This window comes from Paenibacillus oryzisoli (genome assembly GCF_001653565.1).
GTDB classification, from domain to species: domain Bacteria; phylum Bacillota; class Bacilli; order Paenibacillales; family NBRC-103111; genus Paenibacillus_E; species Paenibacillus_E oryzisoli.
The window spans coordinates 351,556-365,372 of record NZ_LYPB01000073.1 but is presented as its reverse complement, the minus strand read 5'-3'; the positions used below and the strand labels follow the sequence as shown (position 1 = coordinate 365,372).

Annotated in this window: 19 protein-coding genes; 16 read left to right on the top strand and 3 right to left on the bottom strand. The window is 42.4% G+C overall.

Going from position 1 to position 13,817, the window contains the following annotated elements; all coding sequences use genetic code 11:
• The first annotated feature begins 21 nt into the window (after positions 1–21).
• The 4 genes from A8708_RS19930 to A8708_RS19915 all read left to right on the top strand — a co-directional run bounded on the left by A8708_RS19930 (position 22) and on the right by A8708_RS19915 (position 4,149).
• Entirely contained in the window at positions 22–1,191 is a 1,170-nt protein-coding gene (locus tag A8708_RS19930; protein ID WP_082927645.1) for a DegT/DnrJ/EryC1/StrS family aminotransferase, read from the top strand.
• Positions 1,192–1,488: 297 nt separating this feature from the next.
• The gene (gene glmS, locus A8708_RS19925) at positions 1,489–3,297 is read left to right on the top strand and encodes a glutamine--fructose-6-phosphate transaminase (isomerizing) (RefSeq protein ID WP_068666595.1); all 1,809 of its coding nucleotides are present in this window, start codon (positions 1,489–1,491) and stop codon (positions 3,295–3,297) included.
• An 8-nt stretch (positions 3,298–3,305) separates the two neighbouring features.
• Positions 3,306–3,653 carry a helix-turn-helix domain-containing protein gene (locus tag A8708_RS19920; RefSeq protein ID WP_068666593.1) on the top strand — a complete coding sequence of 116 codons (348 nt, stop codon included), beginning with the start codon at positions 3,306–3,308 and terminating at the stop codon, positions 3,651–3,653.
• A gap of 154 nt (positions 3,654–3,807) precedes the next feature.
• Positions 3,808–4,149, top strand: coding sequence for a helix-turn-helix domain-containing protein (locus A8708_RS19915; protein ID WP_068666591.1), 342 nt, complete (start codon positions 3,808–3,810; stop codon positions 4,147–4,149).
• A 19-nt stretch (positions 4,150–4,168) separates the two neighbouring features.
• On the opposite strand, the gene A8708_RS19910 is transcribed toward A8708_RS19915, so the two are convergent.
• The gene (locus tag A8708_RS19910) at positions 4,169–4,342 is read right to left on the bottom strand and encodes an anti-repressor SinI family protein (RefSeq protein WP_239696780.1); all 174 of its coding nucleotides are present in this window, start codon (positions 4,340–4,342) and stop codon (positions 4,169–4,171) included.
• Positions 4,343–4,538: 196 nt separating this feature from the next.
• Between A8708_RS19910 and A8708_RS19905 the strand changes: the two genes are divergently transcribed.
• Positions 4,539–5,405, top strand: a complete 867-nt coding sequence (locus A8708_RS19905) for a metallophosphoesterase (RefSeq protein WP_068666587.1) — start codon at positions 4,539–4,541, stop codon at positions 5,403–5,405.
• A 43-nt stretch (positions 5,406–5,448) separates the two neighbouring features.
• Here the strand turns inward: A8708_RS19905 and A8708_RS19900 are convergent, their stop codons facing one another.
• Complete coding sequence (locus A8708_RS19900; protein ID WP_068666585.1) at positions 5,449–5,868, bottom strand: hypothetical protein; 420 nt, start codon at positions 5,866–5,868, stop codon at positions 5,449–5,451.
• A 250-nt stretch (positions 5,869–6,118) separates the two neighbouring features.
• Here A8708_RS19900 and A8708_RS19895 point away from each other — a divergent pair, with 250 nt between their 5' ends.
• On the top strand, positions 6,119–6,625 hold the full coding sequence (locus A8708_RS19895; RefSeq protein ID WP_068666583.1) for a tyrosine-type recombinase/integrase: 507 nt from the start codon (positions 6,119–6,121) through the stop codon (positions 6,623–6,625).
• A 31-nt stretch (positions 6,626–6,656) separates the two neighbouring features.
• Here the strand turns inward: A8708_RS19895 and A8708_RS34945 are convergent, their stop codons facing one another.
• Positions 6,657–7,025, bottom strand: coding sequence for a helix-turn-helix domain-containing protein (locus A8708_RS34945; protein ID WP_082595196.1), 369 nt, complete (start codon positions 7,023–7,025; stop codon positions 6,657–6,659).
• A gap of 229 nt (positions 7,026–7,254) precedes the next feature.
• Between A8708_RS34945 and A8708_RS19890 the strand changes: the two genes are divergently transcribed.
• From A8708_RS19890 to pssE, 10 genes are all read left to right on the top strand, one after another.
• Positions 7,255–7,446 (top strand): hypothetical protein, encoded by a 192-nt coding sequence (locus A8708_RS19890; protein WP_068666581.1) that lies wholly within the window; start codon positions 7,255–7,257, stop codon positions 7,444–7,446.
• A gap of 174 nt (positions 7,447–7,620) precedes the next feature.
• The gene (locus A8708_RS19885) at positions 7,621–8,640 is read left to right on the top strand and encodes an LCP family protein (protein ID WP_068666579.1); all 1,020 of its coding nucleotides are present in this window, start codon (positions 7,621–7,623) and stop codon (positions 8,638–8,640) included.
• 249 nt (positions 8,641–8,889) lie between these two features.
• The gene (locus tag A8708_RS35535) at positions 8,890–9,042 is read left to right on the top strand and encodes a hypothetical protein (RefSeq protein WP_157264897.1); all 153 of its coding nucleotides are present in this window, start codon (positions 8,890–8,892) and stop codon (positions 9,040–9,042) included.
• A 112-nt stretch (positions 9,043–9,154) separates the two neighbouring features.
• Positions 9,155–9,595, top strand: coding sequence for a hypothetical protein (locus tag A8708_RS19880; protein ID WP_068666576.1), 441 nt, complete (start codon positions 9,155–9,157; stop codon positions 9,593–9,595).
• A gap of 129 nt (positions 9,596–9,724) precedes the next feature.
• Positions 9,725–10,480, top strand: coding sequence for a YveK family protein (locus tag A8708_RS19875; protein WP_068666574.1), 756 nt, complete (start codon positions 9,725–9,727; stop codon positions 10,478–10,480).
• Complete coding sequence (locus A8708_RS19870) at positions 10,461–11,144, top strand: CpsD/CapB family tyrosine-protein kinase (RefSeq protein ID WP_082927644.1); 684 nt, start codon at positions 10,461–10,463, stop codon at positions 11,142–11,144. Before A8708_RS19875 ends, A8708_RS19870 begins: the two co-directional genes overlap by 20 nt.
• 41 nt (positions 11,145–11,185) lie before the next feature.
• The gene (gene galU / locus A8708_RS19865) at positions 11,186–12,079 is read left to right on the top strand and encodes a UTP--glucose-1-phosphate uridylyltransferase GalU (protein WP_068666572.1); all 894 of its coding nucleotides are present in this window, start codon (positions 11,186–11,188) and stop codon (positions 12,077–12,079) included.
• Positions 12,080–12,093: 14 nt separating this feature from the next.
• On the top strand, positions 12,094–12,786 hold the full coding sequence (locus A8708_RS19860; protein ID WP_068666570.1) for a sugar transferase: 693 nt from the start codon (positions 12,094–12,096) through the stop codon (positions 12,784–12,786).
• Between the two features lie 86 nt (positions 12,787–12,872).
• A complete protein-coding gene (pssD, locus tag A8708_RS19855; protein WP_068666568.1) occupies positions 12,873–13,331 on the top strand; it encodes a PssD/Cps14F family polysaccharide biosynthesis glycosyltransferase in 459 nt (152 codons plus the stop codon).
• The gene (pssE, locus tag A8708_RS19850) at positions 13,328–13,810 is read left to right on the top strand and encodes a PssE/Cps14G family polysaccharide biosynthesis glycosyltransferase (RefSeq protein WP_068666566.1); all 483 of its coding nucleotides are present in this window, start codon (positions 13,328–13,330) and stop codon (positions 13,808–13,810) included. The genes pssD and pssE overlap by 4 nt, the downstream gene beginning before the upstream one ends.
• Positions 13,811–13,817 lie beyond the last annotated feature (7 nt).

The window sequence follows — 13,817 nt, the reverse complement described above, 5'->3', positions numbered from 1 at the left end:
AATGAAAGGTGTGTTCATACGATGTTTACTAACAAAAAAAGAATCTATCTATCTCCCCCGCATATGAGTGGCAATGAAATGGCGTTTATTCAGGACGCTTTTGATACAAATTGGATCGCTCCGCTAGGTCCGCATGTCGATGCCTTCGAGAAAGAGATCGCCAGCCATGTCGGCCTTGTTGATGCGGCAGCAGTTAGTTCAGGAACAGCAGCCATCCATTTAGCCCTGCGACTATTAGATGTTGCTGAAGGAGATACCGTCTTTTGTTCTAGTCTAACGTTTGTGGCTAGTGCGAATCCGATTGTATATGTAGGTGCAACCCCTGTATTTATTGATTCAGAGCCAGAAACATGGAATATGTCCCCACAAGCTTTAGAACGTGCCTTATATGAAGCAGCTCGTAATGGGAAATTGCCCAAAGCGATCATTGTCGTTAATTTATATGGTCAGAGTGCCAAAATGGACGAAATCGTAGCCCTGTGCAAATTATTCCATGTCCCCATCATTGAGGACGCGGCGGAATCCTTGGGTTCGACTTATAAAGGAAGAGCAAGCGGTTCATTTGGCAAGTTTGGCATCTATTCCTTCAATGGAAATAAGATTATTTCCACATCAGGTGGAGGCATGTTGGTATCCAACGATGTTGATGGGCTGAATAAAGCGCGCTTTCTAGCTACACAAGCTCGAGATTATGCCTTGCATTATCAACATAGTCAGACTGGTTATAATTATCGGATGAGTAATATATTAGCCGGAGTTGGCCGTGCTCAACTTGCTGTGTTGGAAGAGAGAGTGACTGCTAGACGCGTTGTATTTGAACGCTATTACAACGAATTAGCCCACTTGCCAGGCATTCAATTTATGCCAGAGTTGCCGAATACGCGATCGAATCGGTGGTTGACAGCGCTAACAATCGATGCGAAAGAAGCGGGTATTTCTGTGGAAAAATTAATAGAGCTTCTCGCGGAAGAGAATATTGAGGCTCGTCTTGTTTGGAAACCGCTGCATATGCAGCCTTTATTCGAAGGAATTCCCTATTATCCGCATAGTTACGACGACAATGTGTCAGAGCGGTTATTCCAAACAGGTTTATGCCTGCCTTCGGGTTCGAGTATGGCCGAAGAAGAGCAAGATCGGGTCATTGCTTGTATTCAGAAATCTATACTTAAGGCGAAGAGTATCAGTGCTTAGTGAGTGAGTTGCCTAGGAATATTCGTCCATTTTCAACCGATGATGCTGCATTTTCTGAAAGATGATTATTTTCATTGGGATGTCGAGACAGTCGTGATAGAGGATAGAGTTGTAGTCATGCATGAATGTATGGTACCTACGTATCACCTTTCTCCATACGTTTATCCAAAATGAAGTCATGGCATGAATTCCTCCCTTCAGTACAAACGTATGAATACATAGACAAATCTATTCAATTATTCCTAAATACTGACTAATTGTTCTTTATTAAGAATTTTCTTTAGGGAGGTAATGCGCATGTGCGGAATTGTAGGATATATCGGTAGTCAGGATGCGAAGGAAATATTAGTTAAGGGATTAGAAAAGTTAGAATATCGAGGGTATGATTCTTCCGGTATTGCTATTCTAAACGACAGCGGGCTGCATGTGTACAAAGAAAGGGGTCGAATTGCAGCGCTTCGCGAAGTAATCGATACAGAGCAAGTGGCGCGGGTGGGAATCGGGCACACGAGGTGGGCCACGCACGGCAAACCAAGTAAACGCAATGCGCACCCTCATCAAAGTCACAATGGTAGATTCACGGTCGTGCACAATGGTGTAATTGAGAATTACCAAGAGCTGAAGGAGAAGTCTCTCTCGCATATTCCGTTCGCCAGTGATACGGACACGGAAGTCATTGTACAGAAGATGGAGCAGCTTGTGGAGAGTGGCTTATCGATCGAGGAGGCCTTTCGACAGTTACTTCTAGCTATGAAAGGTTCATATGCTGTTGCTATATTAGACAGTCAGGACACGGAAACCATCTATGTTGGCAAAAATAAAAGTCCCCTGCTCATCGGGCTTGGATCTGATTTCCATGTTGTTGCGAGCGATGCGATGGCAATGCTGCAGCTAACGAATCAATTCGTAGAATTGATGGATGAAGAAATGGTTATTCTACGTCAACATACCAAAATCATTAAGAAATTGAACGGTGAAATCATTCAAAGAAGGCCTTTCCAAGTAAAGCTGGATGCAAGAGATATAGAGAAGGGATTATACGCTCACTATATGCTCAAGGAAATTGACGAGCAGCCAGCAGTTATTCGCAAGGTAATATCCAAGTATCGGGATGACCAAGGTGGGATTCGGATTGACCCGGAGCTGCGCGAACGCGTAATGATGGCGGATCGCATCTATGTCATTGGTTGTGGAACTAGTTATCATGCTGGATTAATTGGCAAGCAATTGATTGAGAACATCGCGAACATACCGGTTGAGTCCCATATCGCCAGTGAGTTTCTATATAACAGGCCCATTTTGTCCGCGAATCCACTGTTTATCTTCATTTCGCAGAGCGGCGAGACGGCAGATAGTCGCGGTGTATTGGTTGCGATTAAACAGATGGGATATCCTGCTGTCACGATAACGAACGTACCTGGTTCGACACTATCTCGTGAAGCGGATTATACGTTGTTAACGCATGCAGGACCAGAGATTGCTGTAGCTTCTACGAAAGCATACACGGCACAGATTGCCGTATTAGCGCTACTTGCCTTCAGCAGTGTAAGTGAGAATGGCAGGGCGCAGTGGCATGGGGTCGATCCTTTTCATGAGCTGAGTATCGCCGCGAATGCAATGGAAATTCTAATTAATAAGAAAGAGATGATGGAAGAAGTCGTATGGAAATATCTGACTTCCTCACGCAATTGCTTCTTTATTGGCCGAGGGGTAGACTATTATGTTGCCTTAGAAGGTGCGTTGAAGCTGAAAGAGATTTCCTATATCCAGGCAGAAGGGTTCGCAGGCGGGGAACTCAAGCACGGTACAATTGCGCTCATTGAAGAAGGTACACCAGCGATTGCTCTAATTACACAGCCGCATATTCGTGCGAACGTTCGAAGCAATGTGCAAGAAATTATGGCGCGTGGTGCTCATGTGTGCATGATTACCATGGAGGGGTCAGAGGAGAGCGATGATCAGATAGTGCTGCCTGCTGTCCATGAGTTGCTAACACCTCTGGTCTCCGTTATTCCAGTTCAGTTAATCTCTTATTATGCAGCTAAATATCGGGGCTGTGATATTGATAAGCCCAGAAATCTTGCCAAAAGTGTCACTGTGGAGTGATGATAACGATGATTGGTCACAATATATCGAGCATTCGCAAGCAAAGGGGGTATACATTGTCCGAGCTTTCAGAGCGGACAGGTATTTCCAAGTCGTATTTAAGCAACATTGAGAGAAATTTGAAACAGAATCCATCTATTCATGTTATTGAGAAAATCGCTTTGGTGCTTAAGGTTGATCTGAAAATACTATTGAAAATTGCTGTAGAAGTGGAAACCAACCAGCAGCTTGATCAGGAGTGGATGGATTTTATTGCGGATTTAAAGAAGTCAGGAATCAAAAAGGAACGGATCAACGAGTTGAAAATATTGATCGAGTTTATGAAATGGCACAATGAAAAAATATCGACGAAGTGATGAGATTCATATGTATGCTTATAACGGGTAGAAAGCAAATACTAGCCCCTTAGGGGGCTAGTATTGTTCTTTATTAGGAACAAAATTTGTTCTTTAATAGGAATTCTGTTATACTAAAAGGAGCAACCACTACATTTAAAAGGGAAGATCTACTATGATAGGTAAACGTGTACAACAATTAAGGAAAGAGAAAGGTCTGTCCCTGACAGAATTGGCTGAACGGGCAGGTGTGGCCAAATCGTATATTAGCAGCTTAGAGCGAGACATCCAAAAGAATCCTTCTATTCAGTTTCTAGAGAAGATTGCAGGCGTATTAAAGGTGCCTGTTGATCGACTTATTGACGATCAAGAAGAGATAGCTGTAGGTGAGCGAGAGTTGGATGAGGAATGGTATGAGATCATTAAAGAAGCTATGTCCTCTGGCGTAGATAAGCAGCAATTTCGGGAGTTTTTGGATTTCAATAAATGGAGAATGAAACGGCCTAATGATGAATAGCTAGCTGTGCTATGTGAACTTATGGGGACATGCAAGGATTGTTTTCATTTGTGTTTTGGGTTGGTTTCATGGGTTGGAACGGGCTTCTTAAGAATGCGCGAATATCTTCCATGGTAAGTCCCATCTTACGAGCGCTTATAATGAGATTAATCCATTCTGCATCATATTCTTCTTTATCCATTTGCTTTAGCATGTTCACAACTGACCCCTCCAAAACTTTCTGTGTAAGATACGCTTTGTATCGTTATATGTATTATCGCACGTTTTTTATCCGAAATCAATCCCGTTCACATTAAAATTATACAAACTGTATCATGAATTAAGAAGAGGATCATGTAGTATTATGTTCGGATACAAGTCTTTAGACCTAGTTAGGAGGCGGACGCTGCATGGACGATACCCCCTTAAGTCGTAGGTCATTCCTCAAGCATAGTCTATTGGCGGTTGGTTCTTTGGGGTTATTAGCAGGGATGGGCGGTGCGTATGGTATTTTTGGAGAGCCGAATTGGATCCAGACCACAACGGTCAAACTATCCTACAAGCGGTACCCAGCTTCATTCGCAGGTATGCGAATCGTGCAATTCAGTGATACACATATTAGCAAGTATTCTGGCCTATCTCACTTAACTAGATTGGCCCAGCTGCTGCAGCGACAAGAGCCTGATATCCTTGTTTTTACTGGCGATTTATTTGATTCCAGGCAAGGCGAAATATCGGATGACGTAATTCCCATTCTATCTCAGCTTCAAGCGGCGCATGGGAAATTCGCAGTACTAGGTAATCATGATCTTCGCATGGATGCGAAACGTATCACGGACATATTGGAGAAGTCTGGGTTTAAAGTGCTAGTTAATGAAAACCAAAGAATCAGTCGAGGAGAAGAAAGTATTCATATCGTAGGCGTGGATGAGATGTTCCACGGTAACCCCGATCTACCACTCGCACTACAAGGAGTGGAGCGAGATGAGTTCGCCCTCTTGCTCGCACATGAGCCTGATTTCGCTGATTTGGCCTCAAAGTACGCCATTGATTTACAACTTTCCGGCCATAGCCACGGCGGACAGATACGGATTCCCTTCTATGGCAGTGTATTCACGCCAGACCTAGGACAGAAGTACTCGATGGGGTTGTACAATTTCGACGGAACTGAGTTCCATGTGTACACCAATCGCGGCATAGGTACGACTTTATTGCCCATTCGCTTCAATTGCCGGCCTGAGATCACTGTATTCGTCCTTGAGACGAATTCCATATAAACGTAAAAACTCCGCTGCATATTGGATGCAGCGGAGTTTTCTATCAATAGCAGAACCATTTTTTCCAGATATCAAAGGAATCTTCGCATTCAATATCTTCGAAATCGTAATCATCCCAACAATCTTCCCAATCATAATCGTCCCAGTTGTTGTTATTATGATTGTTGTTATTGTTGTTGTTGTGATTATCTTTATCCTTATCTTTTCCCTTGTCTTTGTCTTTGTCCTTGTTGTTATTACTGTTGTTATTGTTATTATTGTTGTTATTGTTGTTATTACTGCTGTTCGTGTTGCCATATGTATTTGAATTAAAAATTTTACTTAAATTATTCATAAATTGAGATAATAGACTATTCTTCTGTGAATTTCCGTTATCATAGCCTGAAGCAAAGGCTGATGCAGGAAATAGAATGGTAGTCAAGAGTACAACGATGAGGGGAATTCTTAGTATTTTTTTGAACATGTATGGCGCAACCTCCTTTCTTCCTAGTATAGTAGTACTATAGTATTGTTCTTTATTAAGAATTATACATGAAAATTTCGGGTTTGAGAACAGCAAAAGGCATAGATCATTTCTTAAATTTATGATACAATATGTAACATAATAGACGGAAAGGGAGTGGTATGCCAATAATATGAGTTCGTCACCTATTAATAGATACATATCGTAACATATCCTATGAAACTAATTAAGGTCATGTGAGGTGCTATTCATGCAAGTTGTTCAACCAATTAGAGAACAAGAGAAGATTGAGCAGATTCAAGAAGTATTGAAGGAACAATCGGTTCGTGATTGGCTGCTATTCACAATTGGAATTAATTCAGGACTCCATCTTAGTGATATTCTCTATTTGAAAGTAAAAGATGTAACGGATCGAAATACTGTGAGTGTAAGAGAGGAAAAAACGGGGAAAGTAAAGACATTCCAGCTTTCTTCGCAGCTGAAGGCTTATATTAAGGAATATGTCCAATATATGGATGAAGACAATTACTTATTTCCTTCCCAGCGTACGGGTCACCCTATTAAGCGAATACGTGTGTATCGCATACTTAACCAGGCTGCAAAGCAAGTAGGCCTAACAGATATAGGAACGCATACCCTTCGTAAGACCTATGGCTATCATTACTACCTCAAAACGAGAAATGTCTCAGTACTTAGAGATTTGTTCAATCAGTCAGCACCATCCGTGACTTTAAAGTATATCGGTGTCAACAATTAATGGAAGGCTGAGCGTTGAGAGCAGCTACTAATTACTCTAATGAACGCTCAGCCCTAACAAAAGCAATAAATCTTCTTGCTTCCTCTGCTGATAATCGCTTCCCATCCACGGTTAATGAAAACTTCTGTAGAATACCCTCATCTGTTAAATCCAAATTTTCGACAAAGTCACGTACATCTTCATCCAAAACAGTTTGTTGATGGTTTGTACGCCCTAGCAAATAGTCAATAGATACATTAAAAAAGTTTGCGATCTTATTAATAGTTTCATAATCAGGTTCGCGGCGATTGGTCTCATAGTGAGACAGGGATGCTCTGGAAATACCTATTTTGACGGATAAGTCCTCTTGTGTTAGTCCTCTTTTTTCACGTAATAGTGCAATGCGATCTCCGTATTTCAGCTTGATCAGTCCTCACTGTTCATAATCATTTCATTATTATAACCACTATCATTAACGTGATATACCAGAAGATAATTATAACAAAGCAGAGATTCATTTGACTAGATACAAAATGTATTTGAAATCATGAATAAATCCTTGATAAGTTACGAAATGTATCATATAATGAATAATATATACATATTGTAACAGGTTACGACATTTAGTCATACATTAGAGGGGGATAAAAATGATTCTTTTTGAAAAAGTATTTTGTGTCGAATGCAACGAAATGATGGATAAGTGTTATGCCAGGAAGATTTTTAAGACAGGCTACTATCATACAACCATTCCATTGGCCCATTGCATGAAATGCGAAACGATGCAGGCCATTTACATGCCGAACTTTGTTGAAGAAATGGCAGTTGCGAGTTGGATTTAATGGGATAAGGCGGGAGCAACATGAGAGACATGAAATGGACTTGTCACCACCAGTAGGCCACGTTCTCTTAGTTGCATAAGAGTCGTGGCTTATTATTTGTTTTCTTCTTGTAGTTCTACAACCTCGTTGATACAATACGTATCTAATAAATAGATAAGTTAAAGGAGTGACTACATGCGCCGTTGGGTAATGTACACTGCAGGCTGTCTCTTTGTTGGAATCATTGGGGGAGGATTAAGTGTTTATTGGAAATATGAGCCCATTCGTCACTTTGAGCAAGTGGACGTGCCGGTTCTAAGCAGGCCATCGCTTCCCATTGAGGAGGGAGTGACGATTAGTCAGTCTGCTGCTGCTGTGGAAGGAACGCCTCAAGTTATGCAGCAAGCACCCGCTCACCCGCTAAAGTCATTCAATGTGCTTCTGCTTGGAACGGACGCTAGAGGTACAGAGAATTCAAGATCGGATGTTATTATCGTCCTACACATTATTCCTAGCATGCGTAAAATCAATATGATTTCAATCCCCAGGGACAGTCGTGTCTACATGGAAGGTGTGGGATATACCAAAATAAACCATGCACATATGCTTGGCGAGATGCGGGGAGGTAACGAGGAGGGGACGAAGGAAGCTCTTCAGACTGTATCCAATTTCCTAGATGTACCCATTAATTATTACATGAAGACTAATTTCAAAGGTTTTGAGGATTTCATCGACACCATTGGCGGTGTGAATGTAGAGGTTAGACAGAATATACATTTACTACACGCTGGAGTGACACTGCCTCAAGGCCAACAGCATATAGATGGCAAATTGGCACTGAGTCTGGTAAGGGAACGATACGCCTTTGCGAATGGAGACTTTGACAGGCAGAGCGAGCAAACACAGTTATTGAAAACAGTTGCTTCAGAAATTTTGCGTCCAGATCATGTTGGAGAAATCGCAGGCTTGCTAACAAAGGTTAAGAAAGATATCGTGGATACCAATTTCAAGGATAGCGATATGATAAGCTTAGCTTGGCTATTTAAAGGAATGACACCGGACGATTTTACAACCAAGCAAGTTCCAGGCCATAGTGGCTATGAGATGGATCCGTTGGTGCGCGCACGGTTATATTATTGGATTCCGGACATGGCGAAGGTGAAGGAGATCAGCTCTACATTATTTTCGCAAAATGACATCGTACGAGAGCGCTGATTCTATCAGACTTGGGTGCGCTTACAAGATTTCTTGCTGGAATTAATGCAGGATTCTATTCATATCTGACGGTTTACGGGCATAACTTTGAAAACAGAACGAGTGATTTTCACACGTGCGATGCAAGTCTTTGAGGATCTATTGAATTTTCTCGTTTTATCTTGACAAGATACGAAATGTATCATAAATTGAAAACAGAATCAAAAGAAATGTCATAGAACATATCATGATCAGGAGTGGTGCTCTTTTATGGAAAAAGATAAACCAGTTACACTTGAGATTAACGATATTTTAAGACATTTGGGACTGGATGTGCAACAATTTCTGTTGTGGAAAGAAAGCCAGTCGAAGAAGCCCCTCCAAGTTGCTCCAACTCATGCCCCCCTCACTCACGAGCATTAACCGACATCGCCTCGTCGAGACCAATCCTACCACACTTATCGTACAGAGAAGTTAGCTCCTAGTCTAGTCATGCTCACAATGATACATATCGTAACATTAAGGAGGGGAATCGATGACGACATCTTGGGCAGAATGCTCAGAAACTGTTTTGGAATATCCTTGTTATGGTTTGATGAATATTAAACAGATTGACGGTCGAATGTTGGACTCCAAGTATACGCCGTTCAAAGTCATCGACATGAGTCCATCGCGAATGGGCTTCACTTCTTCTTTAAGTCTGCCCACAAATGAAAATGTGATTTGGTGTTTCCAATTTAAGTTTCATAACCAAGAGATCTCGTTATGCGGTGTGCTTCGTGAAAAAAGTCTGAGAGAGAATGGGTATGTCTATGCAGTAGAGTGGCTGAAGGAAGAAACTTCAACAGGCGATACCGTGCTGCAAACTCTTCGTTTCTGGGAGTATCAATTCAAGAATGAATTTGGCAAAGCGGTACGTGGCTATATCAATGCCATGGAGCTAGCCAATAAGACAACAATGGATGTTTCGTGCTAATTTGCGGGCCAAGAAGAAAGAGTCTCTCAGAGACTCCTTCTTGACTTGGCTGCGGCTCGAACTTGAACATTGCGTCATGGAGCAGGGATTTTCCCGATTTCAATAGTACAATCACGATCGGAGGTCACAATGGAAATAGAACTTAGGCAATATTTGACCATTGTTCAAAAAAAGTTAGGGCTAATTGCTGGCATTGTACTTCTAGCAAGTGTAGTTACAGGGCTTGTGAGCTACTATTTAATCACTCCTCTCTATGAAGCCAGTTCGAAGATCATCGTCAATAAATCGACGGACGTCGCAGGCAGAGAGAATCTCGATTACGATTCCATACGGACGAATGCGTTGTTGATTAAAACGTATAAGGAAATTATTTTAACCCCAGCCATCCTCGACAATGTGATTACGAAGTATCCCGATCTTGGTTTGACAAGTGCTGACCTCAAGGACATGGTTCTGGTTAGCTCCACGGTGGATACGCAAGTAATGACTATAACCATTCGAAGTTCCTCGCCAGAGAACGCAGCTAAGGCAGTCAATGCCGTCTCCGATGTATTCAAGACTACAATTCCTTCCATTATGAAAGTAGATAATGTTGTTATTTTGAACGAAGCTAAGCCCGAAGAAAATCAAAGACCTGTATCACCTCATACGATCATGAATGTTGTGATTGCATTCGTAGTGTCTCTGATGTTGGCTATTAGCTTCGTGCTTCTTCTAAATTACCTAGATGATTCCATCCAATCGGAAGCCGACATTGAACAATATCTTGGCTTACCTACACTTGCTACCATTGCTAACGTGAAACCAGAAGATCTGCCGAACAAAGCATCTACGCAATCCCCTAGAAAGGTGGGTGATACGGTCTATGCGAACGCTAATCAATAAGCATCCTCTCATCACAGAATCGCATCCGAAATCGCAAGTGTCCGAATCGTATCGTACGTTAAGAACGAACATTCAGTTCTCATCGATTGATCGCAGCATGAAGACCCTATTAGTAACATCGGCGCAGCCTGGTGATGGCAAATCGACGACAGCTGCTAACTTATCCGTTGCCTACGCACAAGAGGGAAAGAAGGTGCTCATTGTTGATGCCGATTTACGAAAACCAACCCTTCATCATTATTTTGGAAAGTCGAATCGGTATGGCTTAACCAGCGCAATTGTGAACCGAAACCAGTTCGATGAGTTCATCTGTGAGACGTCGATCGAGAACTTATTCCTTATTCCCTCAGGTCCGATCCCTCCGAATCCATCTGAACTGCTCATGTCGCAGAAGATGACCGTATTTCTTGAGGAAATGGCAGCCAGATTTGATGTCATTATTATTGATTCGCCGCCAACGTTAGCTGTGGCCGACGCACAAATTTTGGCTACCAAATGTGATGGTGTTGTCATGGTCATTCGCGATGGGAAAGTCAAGCGAGATATGGCTAGGAAAGCTATTCATAACCTGCAAAGAGTGCAAGCGAAAGTGCTAGGTGTCGTTCTTAACAACAAGCGCCCTAAGAAAAGTGATGGGGCTTATTACGACTATTATGGCGACTAAATAGAGAAGAGACAGAGAGACGATATGAGGAGGAGTATGGGATGGAGAGAACAGTAAGGAAAGCAATTATTCCTGCAGCTGGTTTAGGGACCCGATTCTTACCCGCAACGAAAGCGATGCCGAAAGAAATGCTGCCCATTGTCGATAAACCCACCATCCAATACATCGTAGAAGAAGCGATTGAATCAGGAATTGAAGACATCATCATTGTGACGGGGAAAGGAAAGCGTGCGATCGAGGACCATTTCGACAATGCCTTTGAATTGGAATACAGCTTAGCGGAGAAAGGGAAGTTGGAGCTGCTCGAGGAAATTCTGAGGCCGGCCAAAGTAGACATTCATTATATTCGTCAAAAGGAAGCGAAAGGGCTCGGTCATGCCGTCTGGTGTGCACGTCGATTTATCGGTAACGAGCCATTCGCTGTGTTGCTAGGTGATGATATTGTGACGGCGGAAGTACCTTGCTTGAAACAATTAATGAATCAATATGAACGGACACAATGTTCCGTCATTGGCGTGCAGCCCGTTTCTGAGGAAGAAACCAAACGATATGGCATCATAGATCCTGTGAATCGCAATGGGAAATTGTATCAAGTTCGCAATCTTGTGGAGAAACCACAACCAGGGACGGCACCTTCCAAGCTTGCCATTATGGGACGATACATTCTTACGCCAGAAATATTTGAGTTTCTCGACCTGCAAGAACGTGGCGCTGGGGGAGAAATCCAGTTAACGGATGCCATTTCGAAACTGAATGAGATACAGAATGTGTATGCCTATCATTTTAATGGGATTAGATATGATGTAGGTGAAAAGCTTGGATTTATTCTTACTTCGTTAGATTTCGCTCTTCGGAACAATGAGCTTAGAATGCCACTCTTGCAGGCGCTGGGTGAAGTGCTCAAACGTGAAAAGTCACCTCGCGCCATTGGCTAGAAGGAGGGAAACGAATGTCTAAATTATCCAACGATTCATCGGTATTCGAGGCAAACCAATACTATCCTAGAACAAGATGGAAAAGGGCAGATAGTTCAATGGTTTACTATGGAATTGCTAAACGAGTATTGGATATGATAGGTGCATGTTTAGGACTGCTTGTTTGCTTGCCCTTGTTCATTGTGCTAGCGATACGCATCAAGTTAGAGGATCCGAAGGGACACATATTCTTCTATCAGCAGCGAGTAGGTAAAGATGAGAAAGTATTCAACATGTACAAGTTGAGATCGATGGTATCGAATGCAGAAGAGCTGCTTGACGAGCTGCTTGATCAGAATGAAATGGAAGGCCATATGTTTAAAATGAAAGAAGACCCCCGTATTACCAAAGTCGGGAAATTCATGCGAAGAACAAGTATGGATGAACTTCCACAATTATGGAATGTGTTGAAGGGTGATATGAGTTTAGTAGGGCCAAGACCCCCACTCCTTCGTGAAGTTGAGCAATACAGCGCCTATCATAAACAACGGCTGCAAGTTACGCCTGGGTGTACAGGGTTATGGCAAGTTAGTGGTCGGAACGACATTGGGTTTGAGGAAATGGTGGAATTGGATCTGACGTATATTCGGGAGCGGAAACTTTCATTAGAAGTCATAATCATTATGAGAACATTCAGAGCCTTGCTCGGGTCCAAAAATGCTTATTAATTGAAGTCTGAATTCGCCCATTTGAAGGAGGATAACTGGGGCGTGCCTTGCATGCGCCAGTCATCCTCTGAAAGGAGAGAGCTTAGATGAAGATTTGTTTAGCCAGTTCCACTGGAGGTCACTTGGGTGAATTGAAGAAGATCATTCCGGCCGTTGCGGAGCATAACTATTTCATTATTACAGAGCAAAGTGAGATGAGTCGATCTCTGAAAGACCAAGAAAGGGTCTATTACTTAGCGCAGCAGGAAAGAAAGAATGTCCTCCTCTTCCTCCATTTATTTCTTAATTTGTTCATGTCCTTGTATATCCTAGTTAAAGAGAGGCCGAAAGTCATTATAACGACAGGAGCAGGCGCTGTCCTAGGACTCTGTGTACTGGGAAAACTGTTCGGTGCGAAAGTTGTGTACATTGAAAGCTTTGCCAAAGTGTATACGGCTAGTGTAACCGGTAGGCTCATCTATAAAATTGCCGATCAATTTTATATTCAATGGGAGCAACTAAGAGACGTTTATCCGACTGGGACGTACAGGGGGAGCTTATATTGATCTTGATAACGGTAGGTACGCAGAGATTTCAATTCAATCGATTATTACGCTCCGTAGATCAATTAGTAGAAGAAGGCGTACTGACAGATTCCGTTATCGCTCAGATTGGCTATTCAGATTATAAGCCTAGACAGTATACATACGCTGACTTTTACAAACTTGAAGAGATGGATCAATTAACGAGAGCGTGCGACGTATGCATTACGCATGGTGGTATCGGTTCTATTCTCAATGCGCTCAAATACAACAAGAAAGTAATCGTCATGCCCAGAAGGCGATCATTAGGCGAACATGTCGATGATCATCAAGCCGAAATTTCAACTGCCTTTGGAGAGAAGGGATACATTCAGGTTGCCGAAGATGTGGATCAATTAAGGTTGCTACTTACTGAGATTGATCATCTGCACTTTAACGCATACATACAAGAGGAATCCAACCTCCTTCACGCTATTAAGGCATATCTTCAAACCTTAGGATAGGAGGGAG